General features: G+C 46.2%; 17 protein-coding genes and 1 pseudogene. 13 read left to right on the top strand and 5 right to left on the bottom strand.

The window, feature by feature from the left end:
• Nucleotides 1-132: 132 nt before the first annotated feature.
• Nucleotides 133-1,038, top strand: coding sequence for a glycine betaine ABC transporter substrate-binding protein (locus QUA90_RS14640; protein WP_333446199.1), 906 nt, complete (start codon nt 133-135; stop codon nt 1,036-1,038).
• A gap of 230 nt (nt 1,039-1,268) precedes the next feature.
• Here the strand turns inward: QUA90_RS14640 and QUA90_RS14635 are convergent, their stop codons facing one another.
• Nucleotides 1,269-3,542, bottom strand: coding sequence for a bifunctional (p)ppGpp synthetase/guanosine-3',5'-bis(diphosphate) 3'-pyrophosphohydrolase (locus QUA90_RS14635; RefSeq protein WP_333324637.1), 2,274 nt, complete (start codon nt 3,540-3,542; stop codon nt 1,269-1,271).
• 462 nt (nt 3,543-4,004) lie between these two features.
• Here QUA90_RS14635 and patD point away from each other — a divergent pair, with 462 nt between their 5' ends.
• From patD to QUA90_RS14605, 6 genes are all read left to right on the top strand, one after another.
• Nucleotides 4,005-4,391 carry a heterocyst frequency control protein PatD gene (gene patD, locus QUA90_RS14630; protein WP_333324639.1) on the top strand — a complete coding sequence of 129 codons (387 nt, stop codon included), beginning with the start codon at nt 4,005-4,007 and terminating at the stop codon, nt 4,389-4,391.
• Nucleotides 4,392-4,448: 57 nt separating this feature from the next.
• On the top strand, nt 4,449-5,033 hold the full coding sequence (locus QUA90_RS14625) for a zf-TFIIB domain-containing protein (protein ID WP_333052547.1): 585 nt from the start codon (nt 4,449-4,451) through the stop codon (nt 5,031-5,033).
• Between the two features lie 262 nt (nt 5,034-5,295).
• Complete coding sequence (locus QUA90_RS14620; RefSeq protein ID WP_333324641.1) at nt 5,296-6,969, top strand: ABC transporter ATP-binding protein; 1,674 nt, start codon at nt 5,296-5,298, stop codon at nt 6,967-6,969.
• 126 nt (nt 6,970-7,095) lie between these two features.
• Nucleotides 7,096-8,169, top strand: a complete 1,074-nt coding sequence (locus QUA90_RS14615; RefSeq protein WP_333324643.1) for an RNA polymerase sigma factor, RpoD/SigA family — start codon at nt 7,096-7,098, stop codon at nt 8,167-8,169.
• Between the two features lie 175 nt (nt 8,170-8,344).
• Nucleotides 8,345-8,830, top strand: a complete 486-nt coding sequence (locus QUA90_RS14610) for a GNAT family N-acetyltransferase (protein WP_333324645.1) — start codon at nt 8,345-8,347, stop codon at nt 8,828-8,830.
• Between the two features lie 219 nt (nt 8,831-9,049).
• Nucleotides 9,050-9,256 carry a glycogen debranching protein gene (locus tag QUA90_RS14605; RefSeq protein WP_333038077.1) on the top strand — a complete coding sequence of 69 codons (207 nt, stop codon included), beginning with the start codon at nt 9,050-9,052 and terminating at the stop codon, nt 9,254-9,256.
• Nucleotides 9,257-9,407: 151 nt separating this feature from the next.
• Here QUA90_RS14605 and QUA90_RS14600 read toward each other — a convergent pair whose 3' ends face one another.
• Nucleotides 9,408-9,563 carry a hypothetical protein gene (locus QUA90_RS14600; RefSeq protein ID WP_333388868.1) on the bottom strand — a complete coding sequence of 52 codons (156 nt, stop codon included), beginning with the start codon at nt 9,561-9,563 and terminating at the stop codon, nt 9,408-9,410.
• A 67-nt stretch (nt 9,564-9,630) separates the two neighbouring features.
• Here QUA90_RS14600 and QUA90_RS14595 point away from each other — a divergent pair, with 67 nt between their 5' ends.
• The 4 genes and pseudogenes from QUA90_RS14595 to QUA90_RS14580 all read left to right on the top strand — a co-directional run bounded on the left by QUA90_RS14595 (nt 9,631) and on the right by QUA90_RS14580 (nt 12,884).
• Nucleotides 9,631-10,626, top strand: coding sequence for an AEC family transporter (locus QUA90_RS14595; RefSeq protein ID WP_333324649.1), 996 nt, complete (start codon nt 9,631-9,633; stop codon nt 10,624-10,626).
• A gap of 74 nt (nt 10,627-10,700) precedes the next feature.
• A pseudogene (locus tag QUA90_RS14590) lies at nt 10,701-11,542 on the top strand (Uma2 family endonuclease).
• Nucleotides 11,543-11,618: 76 nt separating this feature from the next.
• Nucleotides 11,619-12,032 (top strand): nuclear transport factor 2 family protein, encoded by a 414-nt coding sequence (locus QUA90_RS14585; protein WP_190657739.1) that lies wholly within the window; start codon nt 11,619-11,621, stop codon nt 12,030-12,032.
• Nucleotides 12,033-12,527: 495 nt separating this feature from the next.
• Nucleotides 12,528-12,884 carry a hypothetical protein gene (locus QUA90_RS14580; RefSeq protein ID WP_333446197.1) on the top strand — a complete coding sequence of 119 codons (357 nt, stop codon included), beginning with the start codon at nt 12,528-12,530 and terminating at the stop codon, nt 12,882-12,884.
• Nucleotides 12,885-13,007: 123 nt separating this feature from the next.
• Here QUA90_RS14580 and QUA90_RS14575 read toward each other — a convergent pair whose 3' ends face one another.
• The 3 genes from QUA90_RS14575 to QUA90_RS14565 all read right to left on the bottom strand — a co-directional run bounded on the left by QUA90_RS14575 (nt 13,008) and on the right by QUA90_RS14565 (nt 15,233).
• Nucleotides 13,008-13,676, bottom strand: coding sequence for a 2OG-Fe dioxygenase family protein (locus QUA90_RS14575; protein ID WP_333446195.1), 669 nt, complete (start codon nt 13,674-13,676; stop codon nt 13,008-13,010).
• Between the two features lie 187 nt (nt 13,677-13,863).
• Complete coding sequence (locus QUA90_RS14570) at nt 13,864-14,628, bottom strand: aldolase/citrate lyase family protein (protein ID WP_333446193.1); 765 nt, start codon at nt 14,626-14,628, stop codon at nt 13,864-13,866.
• 92 nt (nt 14,629-14,720) lie between these two features.
• A complete protein-coding gene (locus QUA90_RS14565) occupies nt 14,721-15,233 on the bottom strand; it encodes a hypothetical protein (protein ID WP_333324655.1) in 513 nt (170 codons plus the stop codon).
• Nucleotides 15,234-15,367: 134 nt separating this feature from the next.
• Between QUA90_RS14565 and QUA90_RS14560 the strand changes: the two genes are divergently transcribed.
• Together QUA90_RS14560 and QUA90_RS14555 are read left to right on the top strand one after the other, a co-directional pair.
• Nucleotides 15,368-17,503 (top strand): FAD-dependent oxidoreductase, encoded by a 2,136-nt coding sequence (locus tag QUA90_RS14560; RefSeq protein WP_445300111.1) that lies wholly within the window; start codon nt 15,368-15,370, stop codon nt 17,501-17,503.
• A 292-nt stretch (nt 17,504-17,795) separates the two neighbouring features.
• The gene (locus QUA90_RS14555) at nt 17,796-23,612 is read left to right on the top strand and encodes a HAMP domain-containing protein (protein WP_333446191.1); all 5,817 of its coding nucleotides are present in this window, start codon (nt 17,796-17,798) and stop codon (nt 23,610-23,612) included.
• Nucleotides 23,613-23,620: the final 8 nt, after the last annotated feature.

The raw sequence follows: 23,620 nt of genomic DNA, 5'->3' as shown, positions 1-23,620 counted from the left end.
ACAACAGTAAAAGGAAAGTCGGGTAAAGTGCGATCGGTGTTAAAGCGTAGACTTCTGGAATAAGTCTGCGATCTGGGCTTTATGCTATAACTTATAAGGTATTAATTGTAGATTTTTAATGTGAGTTAAGTCATGAAAATATCTAAGAACGATTTTTTTTTCTATTCCTGCTGGCTGCTTTGCTTGCTTGCAGTAGCAGGATGTACCTCTAAGCCCGCAAAGCAAGTTGTCATCTGCTCAAAAGACTTTACCGAACAAGCCATTCTCGCAGAAATTTTAGCACAGCACATCGAAGCTAAAACAGATATCAAAGTAGAACGAGAACTGAATCTCGGAGGTTCGCTTTGCCATCAATCCCTAACAGCAGGTAAAATCGATTTGTACGTCGAATATACGGGTACTGCTTACGCCAACCTGCTCAAACAGAAACCGATTTCTGACCCCAAAAAAGTCCTCGATTACCTCAAACAAGAATATCCCAAACAGTTTAAAGCAGAATGGACGGAACCGCTAGGATTTAACAACAGTTTTGCGATTATTGTGCGGGGAGACGATGCCAAAAAACTCAATTTACAAACTCTCTCGCAACTTGGGAAAGCTTCACCTAACCTCCGGGCTGGTTTCGGCCCAGAATTTAACGAGAGAGAAGATGGCTTTCCCGGATTGGCTAAAACTTACGGGATTAAATTTCGAGAACAACCGAAGGAATTGCTGTTAGGATTGCTTTATCAAGCGCTGCAACAAAAAGAAGTAGATGTGATTGCTGGTAATACGACGGACGGTTTGATTCAAAGTTTGGGTTTAGTAGTTCTCAAAGATGACAAGAACTATTTCCCGCCCTACGAAGCAGTTCCGGTTGTGCGATCGCAAGTTTTGGAAAAATACCCGGAATTGCGTCCAGTCCTCGCAGAATTGGGCGGCAAAATCTCCGAGGAAGATATGCGACGACTCAATTATCAAGTTGATAAGAAACAGCAGGAAGCCGGACAAGTGGCGCGGGAGTTTTTGCAGCAAAAGTTGGGCGTGTCAAAGCCATAAGACCTGTTGCATAAATCTTTGATTGATAGGTCAACCGCAGATGTTAGGCAGATAAACACAGATAAACGCAGATAATGTTAAGAAGACCGGGCGCTGGAAACCGCGTCTATAAAAAGAAAACCCGCCTGGTGCGGGTTGAAGAACAGGCGGTTAAAATTACCTTATTTTTTTCAGTCCGCTTGGAGTGGACTTCGTTTTTGTAGGCGCGGTTTCAACCGCCGTCTTTGCTCTTAATTCACTTCACTCAGCCTCCGCAAATTCAAAATATCGCTCATCTTTTTAATTTGCATACAAGTCCGCTCAAACTGTTGTTTATCCTGGATATCCATGCACAAGTCAATTAATGCCGGCAATCCGGGGTAGGTTTTGACTTGAGCGCTGCGGACGTTTACTTGGTTGTCCTTTAAATGCGATAAAACATCATTGAGAACTCCCACTCGATCGAGGGCTTCAATTTGAATGTTAACCGGATAAGTGTTGGGTCGAGATTCATTGCGGTTGCTGGAATTCCAACTCACAGGAACCAACCGATCCCCAGGTACGCTTTCAACATTTGAACATCCTTGCCGGTGAATCGAAATTCCGCGAGTGCGAGTCACAACTCCAATAATTGATTCCCCAGGAATCGGACAGCAACAGCCGGATAAATGGTAAAGCAATCCCTCTACCCCTGCGATCGGCGATTTGCTCGGAGACGAACTCGGTACTGGTTTCGGTGTCGTCGATGCAGGTATGAGCATGGGCACTTCGTGGGTTCCTGCGGGAGCAGCTTCAATTTTTTGCTGCACTTTTACTAAATCTCGCAGTCGATTTACTACGAGATTTAGGGTGACTTCGCCGTAGCCCAAACCGGCGATTAAATCTTCGACGCTGTGGTAGTTGCAGCGCTGAGCCACCGACTGCATGGGTTCAGATTTCAGCAAAGATTCTAAGCCGTTTTTACCTAATTCTTTTTCCAGCAATTCCCGCCCGCGAGCAAGATTTTCATCTCGATGGGATCGCTTTAACCACTGGCGAATTCGGTTTTTTGCTCCGTTTGTCTTGACAAAATTAAGCCAGTCGGAACTGGGATGACCATTTTTTTGGGTCAAGATTTCTACAATATCGCCATTCTTTAAAACCTTGTCTAGTGTTACCATTCGCCCGTTGACTCTGGCACCGGTGCAGTGATTACCAATTTCGGTGTGAATGCGGAAAGCAAAATCTACGGGAGTTGACCCGCTATTGAGAGCAATTACGTCTCCGTTAGGAGTAAAAACGTAAATATCTTCGTCGAATAAGTTGTCCTTAATGCTTTGTAAATATTCGCGATCGTCTTTGAGGTCGCTTTGCCATTCTAGGAGTTGTCGCAGCCAAGTAAATTTTTCGTCGTCGCCGGTGACTGTTGTGTTAGAACCGCCAGTTTCTTTGTATTTCCAGTGGGCGGCAATGCCGTATTCTGCAATGTGGTGCATTGCTACGGTGCGAATTTGCACTTCGATGGGGCGGCCGCTGGTTCCGATTACTCCGGTGTGCAAAGATTGATAACGGTTGGCTTTTGGTAAACCGATATAATCTTTAAAGCGGCCGGGAATCGGGCGGAAAGAATCGTGGACGATCGCCAAAGCCCGATAACAGTCATCATTAGTTTCTACTATGATCCGCACCGCCGCAATATCGTACACTTGCTTAAACCCTTTTTGGCGGCGCTGCATCTTCGCGTAAATCCCGTACAAATGTTTGGGACGGCCGCTAACTTCATAGCATTTAATGCCTAAATTGTCAAGCCTTTCTCGCAAACTATCTGTGACTTCTGCTAGTTGAGTTTCTCGATCGGCCCGCTTCTCGGCCACCAATTCCTGAATTTCGCGGTAAGCTTCTGGTTCCAGGTATTTAAAGGCTAAATCTTCCAATTCCCACTTAAAGCGGCCGATACCCAAACGGTTTGCTAGGGGAGCAAAAATATCTCGGGTTTCTAGGGCAATACTGCGCTGCTTTTCTTCGGACAAATGCTCCAAAGTCCTCATGTTATGCAGCCGATCTGCCAGTTTGACGACAATGACGCGAATATCTTTAGCCATTGCTAGAAACATTCGGCGGAAATTTTCCGCAAGGCGCTCTGTTTTGCTGGAAAAATTAAATTTAGAAAGCTTGGTGACACCTTCAACCAACTGTCGCACTTCGGCGCCGAACCGTTGTTCTATTTCTTCGAGAGTAATATCTGTATCTTCAACAATGTCGTGGAGGAAGCCGGCGGCAATCATGACGTTGTTGCCGCCCATATACCGGAGTATTCCAGCCACAGCTACCGGATGGCAAATGTAAGGTTCTCCCGATTTGCGGTATTGTCCTTCGTGCAAGTCGCGGGCAAATTCAAAGGCCCGACAAATTAAGCTGTCGTCAGTCGAACAATTCGGGTTAGAGCCCCCATCCGGCTGCGATCGATTATTCAGGCATTCTTGCAGCCAATCGGGAACTACGGCAGGATCGATCGAAGGAGAGGGAGTCAGAGTGTTCGCGTTCATGGGGTACACCTTTAAAACTTAGAAATACAAATGGTTAAAAGCCGGTTTCCGGTTGAATTGCCGAAATTATGTGTTTAGCTATACTAAACTAATTGAATGCCACAATTTGCAATTCAAAAAAATAGTCGATTTTTCTCAAACTATACCTATGTAATCCGGAGTCGCCCCCCCTCGGAGGTAGGAAAATATAGTGACACCACTGCCGCCGCCGCAGTCTGTCGAACGAGGAAAATCGGGTAAAATCAGCAGATTTGGGCGGTAGCCGTGGAGGTTGCGGGGGATCGGCATTTACCGGCAACGCTAAACTAAAAGCAGCAGCCAGAAGGGTAGAGTTAGGGCAGAAAATCGAAAAAAGTTCTCACAAAACAGGGAATTGCTCCAAAAACGCACCGCTTCCCTCCATATGAGCAAACTTAAGTAAGTATCTACTTTGATTATAAATACAAATTTGTTTACAAAATCATGATATTGTCCGAAGACCGCCGCCAGTGCTACCAAGAATTACAGCAAGCACTAGAACAACTACAAAGAACTGCTGCACAGGATAATGTGGATCGGGTCGCGCTGGCGATCGAATACACAAAAGTGCAACAATTTTTCGGAAACCAAATTATGAGAGCCGAAAGCGATGAGTTAGACGCCTCAGAAACACCCCCAGAGCAGTCCTATTTGACGGAAATTCACAAGCAACTGCGGTTATTGGGGACAGATGTCACCTTTTTGCAAGCGTCGCGCCAGCCAGCGACAGCAAAGGCGAGGCAAACTGCGGCGATCGCGCGGCTTAACACGCTAATTGGCTACTGTGGCGCGCTGCTGCAAAAAAATTCTGGTTCTTCAGGGCCCGCCTAGATACAGAATTAATAATTGAATTAACAGGGAATTAATAAGGCAAGGAGAAATAAAGCGGTGGAATGTCCAAAATGTAAACATCCCAATTTAGAAGGCGGTACCTTAGCCGGCCGTATGTCGGTGCAGTGGTGTCCCAACTGTTACGGTATCTGGATTCCAGGCCGAGAATACGAAGCTTGGCAAAAAGAGCAAAGCCAGTGGTACAACAAATCCGAGAAGCCTGATGCGACAGCGACTCTCGGCATAGAATTCACGCCGTCTCCCTACGACAGCAAAGCAGCGCTGTGTCCCGAAGACGGTCACTATCTGTCGCGGGCGAAAGTTCCTTTCAGCAGAGTGCCCTTTTACATAGAGCGCTGTATGTTGTGCGGGGGCATTTGGTGCGATAACGGCGAGTGGGACATTCTCGAAAGTCTGGGATTCCACACCGAGATTGACAAGATGTTTTCTCCGAATTGGCAAGCTAAGGCCCGCGTGCAAGAACTCGCCTCTAGGGAACGTCAAGTGCTGACTGAGAAGCTGGGGCCGGATATCGCCGGATATGTATTGGAACTCGCGGAAGTTTTAGCAGACCATCCTCACGCAGATTGTGCCGCTACTTACATACTGCGGAGAGCTGAGTTGAAGCGAAGGGAAATTTAGTCAGTTGATGGTTGTCAGTTGTCAGTTGTTAGTTGTCAGTTGTCAGTTGTCAGTTATCAGTTGCTCGGTGAATGATGTACTAATAAAAGCTTTGTTTGTAGCTATTTTTATTTGTATTTACAAACAGCAGAGCAGTCTCTTGCCAATAACTAATAACTCTGGAACACTAAGAAGTAACAACTAACAGCCAGTATATTGACCATTAAATAACAAATAACAAATAACAACTGACCACTGACTACTGACTAAGGACTAATGACTAATGACTAATGACTCTTCTCTATTTTCCGTTGACAATCTGCGAGTAGCTTATCCTCAGCGGCGGGGCCAATCCGGTTGGGCCGTTGACGGGGTTTCCCTGACGCTGAAACCGGGGGAAAAGCTCGGATTAGTTGGGGAGTCTGGGTGCGGTAAGTCAACTTTGGGAAGAGCGGCGATGCGGTTGCTGCCGGATTCAACGCTGATTGAGGGGCGAGTTAGTTTTGCTGGAGAGTCGGTGTTCGATATGAATGCTTCGCGGCTGAGACAATTTCGGGGCGAAGCTGTAGCATTGATTTTTCAAGATCCGATGACTCGTCTCGATCCTTTGATGACTGTAGGAGAACATTGCATCGAGACTTTGCAAGCTCACAGACCGAATTTGGATCGCAAGCAAGCTAAGAAACGGGCGATAGAAACTCTGGAAGCTGTGAAAATTCCCGCGTCTCGCTGGTCGCAATTTCCCCACGAATTTAGCGGCGGAATGCGGCAAAGAGTAGCAATTGCTTTGGCTCTTTTGCTCGATCCCAAATTAATTGTGGCGGACGAACCGACTACAAGTTTGGACGTAACTGTAGCTGCTCAGATTTTGCAGGAATTAACCAGACTTTGCGAGGAACGGGGAACGGCTATTTTGTTGATTTCTCACGATTTGGCGATGGTGGCTGAGTATTGCGATCGCATTGCGGTGATGTACGGCGGTAAAGTCGTAGAAACAGGGCCGGTGCTAAACGTGTTTGAAAAGCCGCAGCACGAATATACTCGATCGCTCCTCAAAGCAGCTTTGCACATTCAAGCCGATTCTGACAAAGGATTAGCCTTCGAGGAAATCAGGACTGAAGCCGTTACTGCAAACTCAACAAATTCGCCTCTTTTGACCGTAACGAATTTGCAGCAACACTACAGTTTAGAAAGCAATTTATTAGATCAGTTGTTTTCCAGGAATCGCCAGGTAATTAAAGCAGTAGACGGCGTTAGTTTAGAGCTACAACGGGGAGAAATCCTAGGGCTGGTGGGGGAGTCCGGCTGCGGCAAAAGTACCTTGTCACGCACGATTTTGCAGCTAATTACCGCGACTGGTGGCAAAGTGGAATTTCAAGGAATAGATATAACTGCCCTGAACCGCGATGCTGTGAGGAAGCACCGCCGCGAAATGCAAATGATCTTTCAAGACCCCCACGCTTGCCTGAATCCGATGATGACTGTTGGGCAAAGTATTGCTGACCCTTTATTTATTCACAAATTAGCTAATGGTAGCGAAGCTAAAAAACAAGTAATCCAAATGTTAGAGAGGGTGGGTTTAAGTCCAGGGGAGGATTTCTTTCGTCGCTATCCGGGGGAATTGTCAGGAGGACAACAGCAACGAGTTTCGATCGCCCGCGCTTTAATTACTCGGCCGCAACTGATAATTTGCGACGAACCTGTGAGTATGCTGGATGCCAGCGTGCAGACTCAAGTTTTAGAGCTGATGTTGGAGTTGAAGCAGGAATTTAATTTGACTTATCTGTTCATTACGCACGATTTGTGGGTGGCGAGATTTTTTTGCGATCGCATTGCGGTAATGAATGCCGGAAAAATTGTTGAAATCGGTAAGACTAGGGATATTTTTACTAACCCGCAGCACCCTTATACTCAGCAATTATTGCAGGCAGCTCCTTTACTGGCTCGAACTCAATAGAAAGGTATAAAATTGGGGCCATCTAATTTCTGTCACGGGCTTCTAGATGGATTTCGGAAATTTCCGGTTAAATTGGTTAAAGTTAAGGGATACTTTTCAAATCCTTCCACCGACACCAAGCACGATATGGCAGAATCTGACCTAGGCAGTTTTGCGGTGGCACCCGAAGCCTCATTCGCGATCGCACAAGATGAAGACACTGAGATCGATCGTCCGACGGTAACTCGATCGTCAGCATACAACAACTGGTCTGCCGACGATCCAGTGGGAGCTTTGTTCAAGGAAATGGCTCGGTATCCTCTACTGACAGCAGCCGAAGAAGTAGAGTTAGCGCGCCGCGTTCAAGAATTGGTAGCCCTGGATGAACTAGAACAGCGTTTGCAGCAGGAATTCGACAGAGTGCCGACAAAAGCTGAACTCGCAACGGCTTTGGGGATAAGCGAAACTCAACTGCAACAGCTTCGCCACCAGTGTCAGTCGGCGAAACGGAAAATGATCAGCTCGAATTTGCGCTTGGTGGTTTCGATTGCCAAACGCTATCTTAATCGGGGCGTGCCTTTTCTCGATTTAATTCAGGAAGGAGCTTTGGGTTTAAACCGGGCCGCCGAAAAGTTCGATCCGGAGAAGGGTTACAAGTTTTCTACTTATGCCTATTGGTGGATTCGCCAAGGAATTACCCGGACAATTGCCAATCAAGGGCGGACGATTCGCTTGCCGGTTCACATTGTCGAACAGTTAAATAAACTCAAAAAAGTTTATCGCGATTTGAGGCGTTCTCTTCAACGCAATCCAACTGAAACTGAACTTGCTAGAGAAATGCAAGTTTCTTGCGAACAGCTTCGCTACCTCCAGCAAGTACGTCGGCAATCTTTGTCTCTCAACCACCGCATCGGCTCAGAAGAAAGTTCGGAACTTTTGGATGTTCTGGAAGATAACGCGACGCAATCTCCCGAAGCTCAGATGAATGAGATGATGATGCGCCAAGATATTTTGGAGGTGTTGGACAGTATTTTGACTGAGCGGGAAAAAGAGATTGTTGCTATGCGTTACGGTTTGCTGACGGGCGAACCTTACACTTTAGAAGAGGTCAGCAGTTTGTTCAATTTGTCCCGCGAACGAGTCCGTCAAATTCAAAATAAGGCAATGCGAAAGCTGCGCCGCCCTCAAGTGACGGAACGATTGAAGGGCTGGTTGAAATAAGCAAAAAAAATTGAGTTGGCATTGTGAAAAATATTAAAATTATTGTGGGTGGGCACTCCAAGGCTGCCCTAAATATGCTAATTCAAGGTTGACAAACTTAATTAAAAATTACAAATCAAAAATGTCTTGATGTGGTATTTTTAATTGTTGATTGTCGCGTCCTACTTACTTATTTATGTCTTCTGAGGTAATTTTGCGCCCAGCTACCCGCGCTGACGTGCCGGTGCTGTTTGATTTGATTAAAGCTTTAGCTGACTACGAAAAATTATCTCATGCCGTTACTGGCAATGCCGTTGATTTGGAGCATCATTTGTTTGGCGATCGACCTTTTGCTGAAGCGATTTTAGCCGAGTGCGAAAATCGAGTTGTGGGCTGGGCGCTGTTTTTTTACAATTATTCTACTTTTTTGACTCAGCCGGGAATTTATTTGGAAGATTTGTTTGTGATCCCTGAGTTTCGAGGGCGGGGAATTGGCAAGTCTTTGATAGTTTATTTAGCGCAGTTGACGGTGGAAAGGGGCTGCGGGCGTTTGGAATGGAGTGTTTTGGATTGGAATGAATTGGCGATCGGATTTTACAAGGGTATCGGTGCTGATGTGATGCCCGACTGGCGGATTTGCCGGGTTGCGGGCGAGTCTTTGGCAACTTTGGCATCGAAGTAATTCAGGGTGGGCTAGGAGCAACGCCCCACAAAAAATTCATCTGTTCCACACACAGGCATCTTGCCTGTGTGTGGAACAGGCATCTTGCCTGTGTGCGGAACAGGCATCTTGCCTGTTAAGCTAAAAGGCCGCACTCCGGTTAATTAATACCGACCTACTTAAGTGGCAAAAATATAGGAAAATTTAAGTAACAGTAGATTTTGATTGAGAGAGTAGATCGTGATTATTTGGGTAAACGAGCAAATCGATCCGTCTGGTATTCTTTATTCTTGCATTGCTTGTTGCGATGAGACTCAAGCGAAGGATTGCCACGAATCTTTTGAGAAGAATTTGACGGCAGAGCAAAAACAGCAGGGCTGGGTTGCTACTTTGCGGACTGTTAGTTCTTGGGATGAGGTGCCTGTTAATGCTTTGAAATTGAATTAATGAGTGCAAGTCATCAGCAGCTTTAGTGTCGCCCTGTTTCCGTTCGCTCGAAACGGTAGGAAAACGGGGGACATCTGTTTGGAAAAGGCAAGATAGCTCGATCGCGCATTTGTCAAATTAAAAAAGGTTGTGTGAATCAGAAGGCAAAAAGCTACAAGCGTTTGGGGCTGCCAGTCTGAGCATTTTGCCCTGCAAGGTGGGGGAATTGGGGCGGAAATTTTCCGGCTTGCACTGCTGCGAACACGCTAGGACGAAAAAGCGTGCAAGTGCGCTCCTCTTCGAGGGCTCCGCTAACGACAATTCGCATTTCTTAAACGGATTTTAGCATTACTATTAATAGATAGAGGCATTTCCAATTGTCTAGTTAAATTTTTATGATTGAAACCTTATTTCACGCTTATACGCCTCTAGTTATCTGGACTGGCTTAGGACTGCTGCTGTTTCGGTACATCCCAGTTGACTTTCCCAAGCTGCTGAGCTACTTTCTTTTCTGGATTGGGATACCGCTGCAAATTCTAGTTTTAGCCCGTCACAGCGAATTTTCGGGTGCTGTGGGATTCACACCTGCGATCGCCATATTCGTGTTATTTCTGAGTACGAGTTTTGCTTGGCTGACTTGGGTATTATTGCGTAGGCTGAGTGCGGCCCACATCAAAAAGCCCTATTTTCAGGGCAAAAATTCTCTGGTAAATTTATTTTTATTAAATTTTAATTCCCTGAAGCGATCGAGCGAAGGGAGTTTTATCCTAGCTTCGATGTTAGGGAATACGGGCTTTGTTGGATTAGCAATCACCCCGTCTATCATCAGCACCGATAACACCAACTGGGCTGTCTTGTACAGCGTCACTAACAATGTTATTGGAACTTATTGTTTCGGTGTATTTATTGCTAGCTATTTCGGGAACTCCGAGCAAAAAAATCACTGGTGGACTCAGATCCGGGACGTGCTGACAGTTCCCGCTCTGTGGGCATTTTTAATTGGTTTTTATACTAGAAACATCCCCCTGCCCGAGATAGTGGAATCGGGATTGCAGACTGCTGTTTGGGTGGTAATTGCCAGTGCTTTGCTGCTGGTTGGCATCCGGCTGAGGTCTATTAAGAAATGGGAAAGTTTTGAACTGGCGTTAATCCCGTCGCTGTTAAAAGTGGTAATTGTGCCGGTGCTGATCGGATTGGGTGCTAGTTATTTCGGATTGAGCGGCGATCCGAGGTTCGTGTTGGTGTTGATGTCGGGAACGCCCACAGCTCTTTCCGTGCTGATTTTAGCAGAAGTCTACGAGCTTGATCGCGATTTGTTAGCTAGCAGCATCGCCATCACTTCTGTCGGGTTGCTGTTGATGCTTCCGCTGTGGTTAGCTGGGTTTAGTTAATATTAGCTAAAATTTCAAATCAGATGGCTCTAAAATTTCGCAGTACAATCAACAATAGCTGCACGGAAAAGACTATGAACGAGACAATAACTGCTACAGGTCTGCCTCCTGCATTCCCCGATCATACCCAATTGCCAGACGAAGACGGTACATTTGTAAAAAATTTTCAGGAGCATCCCCAGAGCATCATTCTGACAGATTCGATCGGGCCGGTTGTAGAGCGGCTGCATCCAGACGGACAATATGCGGGCAAGATTGCGGCATTTACTGGCGAGAAACTGACCCGCCAGAGCGAGGCGCAGAAGCACCGGATTGGTTTTACGTGCCGAATGTACCCGCAACACTTGACGGTTTTCGCCGTTCTTATGTACTTTGGCGGGAACACATGGCTCCGTTCATTGCTTTAGAATTTGCTAGCGGTAATGGAGATGAAGAGCGCGATTCCCTACCCTTCGGGAACCCCTACGGGGAACGGGATAGCTTCGCTTCACGTACTCCCTTGAGTGTGGCCGCTGACGGTACCACCACTAAACCGGGTAAGTTTTGGGTGTACGAGAGAATTATCCGCATTCCTTACTACGGCATTTATGAAATGAGAACGGGCAATTTAGAGGTCTATCACCTGATAGATTTTGTGTATCGAAGGATGGAGCCAAACGAACGCGGTCACTATCCCATTCCTGTACTAGATGTAGAATTGGGACTGTGGCAGGGAAGCTATCAAAATCAAGAACTGCTTTGGCTGCGGTGGTGGGATTCCCAGGGGAATTTGCTGTTAACTGGCTCCGAACAAGTTGAAATTGAGCGGGCTAGAACCGAGCAAGAACGGGAAAGAGCCGAACAAGCAGAGCGAAAAGTTACCCAGTTAGCCGATCGACTGCGAGCAATGGGAATCGATCCCGATGCTGAGGAGTGATATCAAATTCCCAAAACTCTCTCTGTAGCGCGAGCATCCCGCACCTGATATTTTTGAATAACAAAAAACAAAGCTGATGGAAACTAAACCGCCTCTACCGCCCTTTACGTTGGAAACGGCTAAAGCCAAAGTTCAAGCTGCTGAAGATGCCTGGAATACCCGCGATCCAGAACGAGTAGCCTTAGCTTATACGGAAGATTCTCAGTGGCGAAACCGTGCCGAATTCTTCAGCGGACGGGAAGAAATCAAGGCTTTTTTAAGACGAAAATGGGCAAAGGAACTAGATTACCGTTTAAAGAAAGAACTGTGGAGTTTTACAGACAATCGGATTTCTGTTCGCTTCGAGTATGAGTGGCACGATGATTCTGGCTACTGGTATCGCGCCTATGGTAATGAACAGTGGGAATTTGCAGAAAATGGGTTAATGCGAAGACGTGAAGCTAGCATTAATGATGTTCCCATTCAAGAGTCTGAACGGAAGTTTCGATAAGATTGATCTGTGAGTTGTTAGACGCATAAACCTGGTTTTTTAGGAAAATACGCAGGTTTGTAGTCAGGACTGTAGTCATGATTGACTCAAGGCCAGAAAGACGAATAAAGTCGTCACTACTAACGAAAGGTTTGTAGTAAGGACTTGAATCATGATTAGATTTATTGCAAAAATACAAAGCACCCCACCCCAACCCTGCCCTTGAATCAGGGGAGGGGGGCAAGATTATTCTTGTTTCTCTCCTGAATAAGGGGGGACTTGCGGGGGGCGAATTTGACTTTTGCAAGAACTCTAGAGAAGTTTATAGAGCATCTGCGATCGTGTAGAATCTGAAAAAACAATTTTAATGGAGTTTTGTTGCAAATGAAATTTTTGGCGCTCGAAACACTAATTTTTAGTTCTATCCTTCTGTCAATCTCATCATTGTCCTCTGCTCAAAGTAATCAACAGGGATCTACAATTCTACCCACAGGAGCTTACTACGCTCAAGGAACAATGTTCAATAACTCCCGTAGAGAGATTGCACATCAAAACAATAGAATCTGCATCAAGATCGTCGATGGCCCTGCAAATCCCTACAAAGGAGTCGAATCTATCACAATTAGCAGCGTGTCTTTGGAAAATGGGAAATACTATATTGATGCAACTGGCACGGAGCTAGTATTAAAAAACAATGGAAAAGCATTCTCTGGCGACATTCGCGGTACATGGGAGTATAGAGGTATCTCCCCCGATCGCAGGAGTCAACCCATACAAGCTGAAAAAATGGCAGAATGTGTAGCTGCTCAAGGACGATATGTGCAGAAGATGGAAGGAATATCCATTTCAGGAATCGATTTTCCCAAGCATTAACCACGATCGAGATGGGTAAGGGCGCAACCAAAAGGTGCTCTGTGGGATGCAGTAATGGGTAATCGAAGTAAGGTGCGCGGCGCGCACCCTACATCATTAGGTTATTCGTGCCAGACTGTATCCTCAATCGGTAAGCAAACTCGGAGAAGTCAGCACAAAGACATCCCTGGTTCCCACCCCTTCAGATTCCGGTTTAATCGGTGTAGTAAAGTGGAAAAACTCGTGGTCGTTAACTAACAGCAATTCCCCTGGCTGCAGAACTTTATTAAAAACAGGCTTCTCTTTTTTAGCCAAGTACAAATGCGTTTCCCCGCCTACAATATTAGTTCTGTCAACTGAGAAAATCCCGATAAAATCAGTACCGTCTTGGTGAATGCCTTCCGGTGCGGGGTTGCCAAAATTGTTTGGCGAACAAGTCGTCCTGATTTGATGGATGCCGATTTCAGCTTCCGGGTGAATTTTGCAGGAATCGAAAAAAGCAAAAATCATCTGTTTGAAATTATCGAGGGCGATTAGCCGATCGTCCAATTCGGCAAATTCCCGCCTGATATCACCCACTAGCGGATTGTATGTTTTGCTTTGATACAAATAGCCGTGAGGTAACTTAACTAACTCATTTCCGTTGACTGCAAACCGCGACAATCTTCTCGAACGATACTTACCTTTCACATACGGATCGACAGGCATATCGTCAAAAAATTCCTTGAAGCCTTCTAGCTTAATCGAGTTTACTTTTTTGAAAGTAAACATGAAGGCATAATCCAAATGAATGGATTCTAATACGGTTTTCATAGATTTTACTCCCTGAAGCCTTGCTCCCCTCCCTAAATTTGCCTGGAGGAGGTGTATGCTTCTACTCTAGCGCAGGATTTTTGTATGTGTCGTAAAAAACACTACAAAAATTGCAAAGATATCGTAAAGACGACAAGATGAATTGGGGGCTGGTTCTTCTTTTAATCCAAAATCCCCAATCTAAAATCTAAAATCGATTGACTGCTTTCACCAGCGACTGACAGGCCCGCAGGAAAACGGCAACATCGACCCCAAGTGCGACGTACTGAACGCCAGCATCAATCCACTGCTGGGCGATTTCGGGGTTTTCGGCAAAAGTACCGGCGGCTTTGCCTGCTTTGCGGATGGTTTGGACTGCCTCTTGCATCATGTCGATGACTCGGAGATCGCGGACTTGGCCGGGAATGCCGATCGACTGTGACAAATCGTAAGGCCCCAGAAAAATCACGTCCACCTCTGGCACAGTAACAATTTCTGCCAGGTTGTCGATGCCGCATTTGCCTTCGACATGAATCACAACTAAGGATTCTTCGTTGAGTCGATCGGTGATATTTGTACCTGCAGCGGTGTAAAGTCCTGCCCGCGTAGCAAAGGAAAGGCCTCGCGTGCCCAGAGGACTGTATTTAGCACTTTTGACAGCGGTTTCGGCATCGATTTTGCTTTCAATTTGAGGTACTTGAACTCCTGCACTGCCGATGTCGAGAGCTCGTTGAATTTGCGGCCCGTCGTTTTTGCGGACACGAACAATCGGTGCAATTCCGGTGCAGTCGGCGGCGCGACACAAATCTTCAGCAGCAAGCGGGTTCAGGGGGCCGTGTTCCATATCGATAACGGCGAAATCAAATCCAGCGTGACCGCAGATTTCCATGAATGCGGGATAAGCGCAGTTCATAAATAAACCGAGGACTGTTTCGCCTTGTTTAATTTTTTGTTTGAGTTTGTTTTGACGCATGGGTAATCCCGGAAAGTTTAGTTGTTTTTTACCGCAGATGAAGCCAGATTGTTTTTAATAATACAGCTCAAATATGGTCGTAATAAATTACTTTATGTTAAGAGAATAGACAAAAATTTTATAGCTGCTTTTGCCTCTATCTTAAATGGAATCAAGCACAAAATCCAGCCAAAAATAAACATTCCTAAAATTGGTAAAAATATGGCTCCCACGGATGGTTCAACTAACCAAGCAAATAAAGAAAACATTCCAATACTGCCAGTTGTCCACAGCCACAGAATCAGAAATCCTATAACTGTTGTATGTAAACTCATCCTAATTCTGATGGAACAACCGAACTGTTGATTATGTATATCTCCTTGTATAATTGGGAACAATAAATGTCTACCGATGATGATGCGATTAATTTTGAAGTTTTTGCCATAAATCGTTCCTTCATAGGGTTTCGCAGGGGGCTGACCAAAGGGTAAAATTATTCTAAAAACTTTGGGAGGAGTAACAACTTCGTCCAACCTGCGTAAAACTTCCGAATAAGTTAAACTGGTGGTAATTGTTAAAGTCTCAAAAGGAATAAATAACCTAAAAAATTTGACTATCTTGAGCATAAGGTTCATCCGGCTGTTCAATAGTTGTTGCTGGTATTAATGCCTCTTCTCTAAAAAAGTTTTCCCTGACAACAGCGCGAAATACCAGTATACTGCAAAATAAACATTTAGATGGGATGAGTGTTTTTCGCGCTATGTCAAAATTAATTCCACAATCTCCGATGAAACTTCGACAGTATCTATTTTTGCTCAAAGGTCGATCGATCCTTAGCCTCACCCTCGGCATAATTTCCGCGATGGGGAGCATTTCGCCAGTATTTGCTGCACCTCCCCGCAATCCCGACACTGCTGAAACTTGCGACATTCTAGTAGCAGGCGGCGGTCTCGCAGGGGCTGCTACCGCTTACGAAGGTTTGCTGGCGGGGCGCACAGTTTGCCTCACTGAAATTACTGATTGGGTAGGCGGTCAAATTTCCTCCCAGGGAACTTCCGCACTCGATGAAAGAGATACTCAGCGATCGCTCTTATTTTACCCCCGTGGCTACCTAGAATTGCGGGAGCGGATCAAGGAACATTACGGCCGGCTAAATCCCGGGGGCTGTTGGGTTAGCTATTCGTGTTTCATGCCCTACGACGGTCACAAAATTCTCTTTAACATCTTGCAGGATGCCGCTAGAAAAGGCAAAGGCACGCTGAAATGGTTTCCCAATACGGTTATTAAAGAACTAGCAATTACTCCTGCTGTGGCCGGCAATGCGGTTGGGGGCCAACAAATTAAAAGTGCGATCGCCATTCAACACAAACCGGCCACCAACACCCCACCACTCAACACCGAAACTCTTTCTCAAACTATCGAAGATGCCTATCGCTACGAAAATTCTCCGCGATTTAATAAAACTATTATTCGGTTTATTTCTAAATCATCTGGAACCCCCCCTAACCCCAGAATGGTGGGGAATGCCACAAGTTCCCCCCCCTTACAAGGGGGTGCTGGTTGGTACGTTGTAGATGCCACTGAAACAGGTGAATTGATCGGACTTGCCGATGTTCCCTACCGCCTCGGAATTGACCCGCGTTCCCCTCTGGAACCTTCCTCCGCTAGCCCAACCGGCGACCCTTACTGCACTCAAGGTTTTACCTACACCTTTGCGATGGAGGCAACGAAGGAACCGCAGCAGCATCAAGTGCCGTCTTTTTATCAACAATACGCTCCTTACTACAGCTACGAATTGCAGAGATTGGCGAGCTTTCCCTTAGTTTTCAGCTACCGCCAAATCAGGACCAGGAGACCGGATGAAAAGCGACCTTTAGACCCGAAGCAATTCCCGATTTATCCGGGGGATATTTCGATGCAAAACTGGACTTGGGGCAATGACTATCGTCCCGGTTCTGCTGAGGATAATTTAATTTATTCTCGCAAGCAGTTGGAAGAGTCCGGTCAACTGCAACCGGGGGGATGGATGGGCGGTTTGCGAACCGAAACTTTGCGAAAGGGAGAGGAAAATGCCAAAGGATTTTTCTACTGGCTGGTAACAGGAACTACTGACTCGCAGCTAGGAGAGGGAGTCAAAAAGCCTAATCCAAACAATCGTTTTTTGAGCGGGTTGGATTCGCCGATGGGGACGGTGCACGGACTTTCTAAATATCCTTATATGCGGGAGGGCCGACGTATTATTGGGCGGCCGAGTTTTAATCAGCCTCAAGGTTTTACCGTGTGGGAAGTTGATATGTCTCGCACTGACTTTACGGCTGATTTTTATCGCCAGAATTTGTCGGAGGAAGAGTATCGGAATTTGTGGTTAGCTGTGGGTGGTTTGAATGCGCCGGCTTTGGCTGTGGGAAGTCAATCTGTTGAGGATACAAAATCGCGATCGCGCGCTACGATTTATCCTGATTCTGTGGGTATCGGTCATTATGCGATCGACTTTCATCCCTGCATGACCAACAGTCCGCCGGAAGCACCGGGAAATACCGAACGCGAAGGCACTCGCAAAGGTCAAGGGCAAGCTTATCCCTTCCAAATTCCCCTGCGGGCAATGATTCCCCAGAAAATTGACAATATGTTAGTGGCGGGTAAAAGTATTGCTGTTAGCCACACAGCGGCCGCTGCTTATCGAGTGCATTCTTTTGAATGGTCTGCCGGTGCGGCGGCGGGAGTTACGGCTGCTTTTTCCTTGGAAAAAGGGATTCTACCTTATGAATTAGTGGACGAATTGCCGTCCCGCGAGCCGAACTTGGAAGTATTGCAGTTGCGGTTGCAACAAAATGCCAATCCGATCGCCTTTCCGGGTACTTCTATTTTCAATAGTTCGTGGCAAAATTGGAAATAATCGCAGTTGATAATCTGTAGGGCCGGCATCCTGCCCGCCTTACAATAAAATTCACTCTGTGTGGAACAGGGTGGAACAGGCTTTCGGGCTTGTTCCTGACACCCCACAATTAACTCGTTAGCAAGAAGAGTTTGCTAACCAGTATAAAATAACCAATAACAAAATAGCTGATAAACAGCAATTTGTCATCCATCTTTCGACAGAAGCAATCAGACACTGCTTTAGTTGGATAATATCAATAATCTCAAAAATATTCCCCCCTTCCCCTTCAAACTCGTCAAAGGTAACGCTCATGTCAACTGCACAGATAACCAGCCCCAATTCCAATAATTATGCCAAACAGTTACTTAGAACCTTAGTGGCAGTCAAAAAAGGGGACTTTTCAGTTCGGATGCCCATAGACCAGACCGGTCTAGCGGGGAAAATTGCTGACGAACTTAACGACATTATCGAGCTCAATGAGAGAATGGCGGCCGAACTCGATCGCATCGGCACAGTTGTCGGTAAAGAAGGCAAAATCGCCCAGCGTGCCACCATCGGCAGCGCCGAGGGGTCATGGGCAGCTAGCGTCAACTCTGTCAATACCCTAATTACAGATTTAGTGCAACCAACCTCTGAAACCGCCAGAGTAATTCGGGCCGTAGCAAAAGGAGATTTATCGCAAACCATCGCCTTAGAAATAGAAGACAGACCCCTCAAAGGAGAATTCCTCCAAACAGCGCAAATTGTTAACACAATGGTAGACCAGTTGAGCTCCTTTGCGTCGGAAGTAACGCGGGTGGCTAGGGAAGTGGGAACCGAAGGGAAATTAGGCGTGCAAGCAGAAGTTAAAGGAGTTGCTGGAACCTGGAAAGATTTAACGGATTCAGTTAACTCGATGGCGGGGAATTTAACAGCACAAGTGCGTAACATTGCCGAAGTGACGACTGCTGTGGCCAATGGCGATTTATCCAAAAAAATTACAGTAGATGTAAAAGGTGAAATTCTCGAACTGAAAAACACGATTAACATCATGGTGGATCAGTTGAGTTCCTTCGCATCTGAAGTAACGCGGGTGGCGAGAGAAGTAGGAACGGAAGGCAAATTAGGGGTGCAAGCTGAAGTGCGGGGAGTTGCAGGAACCTGGAAAGATTTAACGGATTCAGTTAACTCAATGGCCGGCAATCTTACCGCACAAGTACGGAACATTGCCGACGTGACGACTGCTGTGGCAAATGGTGACTTATCTAAAAAAATTACAGTTGATGTTAAAGGTGAAATTCTGGAGTTAAAAAACACTATTAACATCATGGTGGATCAGTTAAATTCCTTCGCATCTGAAGTAACGCGGGTGGCGAGAGAAGTAGGTTCCGAAGGCAAACTCGGCGGTCAAGCTGAGGTGAAAGGAGTTGCCGGAACTTGGAAGGATTTAACAGATAGCGTTAACTTCATGGCAGGCAGTTTGACAGCACAAGTGCGGAACATCGCTGAAGTGACAACCGCTGTGGCAAAGGGCGATTTATCTAAGAAAATTACCGTAGATGTTAAAGGGGAAATTCTTGAACTCAAAAATACCGTCAACACCATGGTTGACCAGTTAAATTCCTTCGCATCTGAAGTAACCAGGGTTGCTAGGGAAGTGGGAACGGAAGGGAAATTAGGCGTGCAAGCTGAAGTGCAAGAAGTAGCAGGAACCTGGAAAGATTTAACGGATTCAGTTAACTCAATGGCCGGGAATTTAACAGCACAAGTCCGCAACATTGCTGAGGTGACGACGGCTGTTGCTAACGGTGACTTATCTAAAAAAATTACGGTACAGGTTAAAGGCGAAATTTTAGAACTGAAAAACACCATTAACGTGATGGTCGATCAGCTTAATTCCTTTGCATCTGAAGTAACCAGGGTTGCTAGGGAAGTGGGTTCCGAAGGTAAACTCGGCGGTCAAGCGGATGTGCGAGGCGTAGCAGGAACTTGGAAGGATTTAACGGATAGCGTTAACTTCATGGCGGGTAGTTTGACAGAGCAAGTACGGAATATTGCGGCTGTTACTACTGCGGTGGCAAATGGCGACTTGTCGAAGAAAATTACTGTAGATGTTAAGGGTGAAATTCTGGAGTTAAAAAACACCGTCAACACGATGGTGGATCAGTTAAATTCCTTCGCTTCGGAAGTAACCAGGGTTGCTAGGGAAGTGGGGACGGAAGGGAAATTAGGTGTGCAAGCTGAAGTTAAAGGAGTTGCCGGAACTTGGAAAGATTTAACGGATTCAGTTAACTCGATGGCGGGGAATTTAACAGCACAAGTGCGTAACATTGCCGAAGTGACAACGGCGGTGGCAAATGGCGATTTATCCAAAAAAATTACAGTAGATGTTAAAGGCGAAATTCTCGAACTGAAAAACACGATTAACATCATGGTGGATCAGTTGAGTTCCTTCGCATCTGAAGTAACGCGGGTGGCGAGAGAAGTAGGAACGGAAGGTAAATTAGGTGTGCAAGCTTACGTGCGGGGTGTAGGGGGAACTTGGAAAGATTTAACCGACAACGTAAACTTGATGGCGGGGAATTTGACGGCGCAGGTGCGGAATATTGCGGAAGTGACGAAAGCGGTGGCAAATGGCGATTTGTCTAAGAAAATCACCGTGGATGTTAAAGGCGAAATTCTGGAGTTGAAAGACACTATTAACGTGATGGTGGATCAGCTTAATTCCTTTGCTTCTGAGGTAACGCGGGTGGCGCGGGAGGTGGGAACTGAGGGTAAATTGGGCGGTCAAGCTGAGGTGAAAGGAGTTGCGGGAACTTGGAAAGATTTAACCGACAACGTAAACTCGATGGCGGGGAATTTGACAGCGCAAGTGCGGGGTATTGCTAAGGTTGTGACGGCGGTGGCGAATGGCGATTTGAAGCGCAAATTAATGCTGGAAGCTAAGGGAGAAATTGCGACTCTGGCAGATACGATTAATGAGATGATTGATACGCTCGCGACGTTTGCAGATCAAGTTACTACAGTGGCGCGGGAAGTGGGAATTGAAGGGAAATTGGGTGGCCAGGCGAAGGTTCCGGGCGCGGCGGGGACGTGGCGAGATTTGACGGATAATGTGAATGAGTTGGCGGCGAATTTGACTACTCAGTTGCGGGCGATCGCAGAAGTGGCAATTGCTGTTACCAGAGGCGATTTAACGAGGTCAATTTCCGTCGCCACGGAAGGAGAAGTTGCGATCGTTAAGGACAACATTAACCAGATGATCGCCAATCTGCGGGAGACTACGCAGAAAAATACTGAGCAAGATTGGCTGAAAACAAACCTTGCTAAGTTCACTCGAATGCTACAAGGTCAGCGGGATTTAGAAACTGTTTCTAAACTAATTCTCTCAGAATTGACGCCGCTGGTGTCTGCTCAGCATGGCGTCTTCTTTATGATGGAATCTGTCGAACATGATCCGTTTCTCAAACTGTTAAGTACCTACGCCTACCGCGAACGCAAACAGTTAGGAAATAGATTCCATTTAGGCGAAGGTTTGGTAGGGCAGTGCGCCCTGGAAAAGGAACGGATACTGTTGACAGAAGTGCCGGAAAACTACGTTAAAATTGGTTCGGGACTGGGAGAATCTACGCCGCTGAATGTGGTAGTTTTACCCGTATTATTTGAGGGACAAGTGACGGCAGTAATCGAGTTAGCTTCGTTCCGCCGATTCAGCGAAATACACTTGACATTCCTCGACCAACTTACAGAAAGTATCGCCATTGTCTTAAATACAATTGCGGCGAGTATGCGGACGGAAGAGTTGCTGAAACAGTCACAGTCTTTGGCAGAAGAGTTACAAACTCAGCAAAAAGAACTAACGGAAACTAACAAGCGTCTCGAACAACAAGCGCAGTCACTCCGCGCATCTGAGGAACTGTTGAAGAGTCAGCAGGAAGAGTTGCAACAAACGAATGAAGAACTAGAAGAACAAGCGGAATTGCTAGCGCTGCAAAATAAGGAAGTTGAGCGGAAAAACCGAGATATCGAACAGGCGAGGGGGTTGTTGGAAGAAAGAGCCGAACAGTTGGCTCTAACTTCTAAGTATAAGTCGGAGTTTCTGGCAAATATGTCTCACGAGTTGCGAACTCCGCTAAATTCGCTGTTGATTCTGGCTCGATTGCTTTCTGACAATACTGAAGGCAATTTGACTCTCAAGCAAGTTGAATACACGCGCACAATTTACTCGGCAGGAAATGATTTGCTGGGGCTGATTAATGACATCTTGGATCTGGCTAAGATTGAATCGGGCACGATGTCGGTGGAAATTGAGCAAGTGTTGTTTACGGACTTGCGAGATCATTTGGATCGGACTTTCCGCCAAATCGCCCAGGATAAGAAGTTGAGTTTTAAAATAGAGCTTGAGGCTGGGTTGCCAAAAGGTCTCTATACTGATGCTAAACGGCTGCAACAAGTTTTGAAGAATCTCCTCTCTAATGCGTTTAAGTTTACAGAGCGAGGTGAGGTGAAATTGCGTGCGGAAGTAGCGCGGGAAGGGTGGAGTTTAGAGATAGAAAGTTTAAGGAGTTCCCCTACTGTTTTGGCTTTCTCAGTTAGCGATACCGGGATTGGGATTTCTGCTGAAAAACACAGGGTTATTTTTGAGGCTTTCCAACAAGCAGATGGTAGCACTAGCCGCAAATACGGGGGCACGGGTTTGGGTTTGTCAATTAGTAGAGAAATCGCTAATTTGCTAGGCGGAGAAATTAAATTGACAAGTCGCCCTGGTGAGGGTAGTAGGTTCACGCTTTATCTGCCACAAACTTACCAAGAATCGCGAATAATAATCACTGATACGGGCTCGGGAACGGGCAAGCAAACGCCTCAATTACCCTCTGCTAATTCTCCCGCACTTCCTTTGCCGAATTTCCACTTGCCGATCGCGCCTTACCCCTCACCTTTAATCTCTGATGATCGAGAAAATATTGAGAGTGACGATCGCGTGCTTTTGATTATTGAAGATGATGTAAACTTCGCTCGAATTCTGTTGGATATGGCGCAGGAACAGGGTTTTAAAGGTTTGGTGGCTTTGCGGAGCGATATCGGTTTGGCGATGGCGCGAGAGTTCAAGCCAACTGCGATTATGCTGGATCTAAATTTGCCTGTGATGGATGGCTGGACAGTGCTCGATCGCTTGAAGCACGATCCAAGTACGCGCCACATTCCGGTTCACATTGTATCAGTGGAAGAAGGGCGGCAGCGCAGTTTGCAGTTAGGGGCGATCGCCTACTTACAAAAGCCTGTCAGTCGCGAAGCCTTGAGCAAAGCTTTGACTGATATTAAGGGTTTTGTGGAGCGGCCAGTGAAGAATTTGCTAGTCGTGGAAGACGACGAAACACAGCGTCTGAGCATTGTGGATTTAATCGGCAATCACGATGTTTCTACAACGGCTGTGGGGAGTGGTGCAGAGGCACTAGCAACTTTGAAATCCGGGCATTTTGACTGCGTTGTACTCGATTTGGGACTACCAGATATGACTGGTTTTGAACTGATCGAGCAGATCAAGCAAGAGGCTAATTTGAAAAGTCTGCCGCTTATTATTTATACGGGCAAAGAGTTGACACGATCCGAAGAAACTCAACTCAAGCGCATGGCGGAAACAATCATTGTTAAAGATGTGCGCTCGCCGGAACGTTTGTTAGATGAAACCGCTTTGTTTTTGCACCGAGTTCAAGCAAATTTGCCGGAACCCAAGCGCCAAATGCTAGAGCAATTGTATCAAACAGATTCGACGCTCGCGGGCAAAACAGTCTTGATTGTTGACGACGATATGCGGAATATTTTCGCCCTCACAAGTATGCTGGAGCGCCATAAAATGGAAGTTGTGTATGCTGAGAATGGCAGAGAGGGCATTGCTAAATTGCAAAATACCCCTGGCATAAATATTGTGTTGATGGACGTGATGATGCCAGAGATGGACGGTTACGAAACAATGCAAGCTATTCGTAGTATGCCTCAATTTGCTTCGTTGCCAATGATTGCTCTTACTGCGAAAGCTATGAAGGGCGATCGGGAAAAATGTATCGAAGCTGGTGCGTCTGACTACATTACCAAACCTGTTGATACGGAACAGTTGCTCTCGCTGCTGCGTGTCTGGCTTTATCGATAATGGAAGTC

The sequence above is a fragment of the Microcoleus sp. D3_18_C4 genome (assembly GCF_036702355.1).
Classification (GTDB): domain Bacteria; phylum Cyanobacteriota; class Cyanobacteriia; order Cyanobacteriales; family Microcoleaceae; genus Microcoleus.
This window is presented reverse-complemented; position numbering and strand designations above follow the sequence as displayed.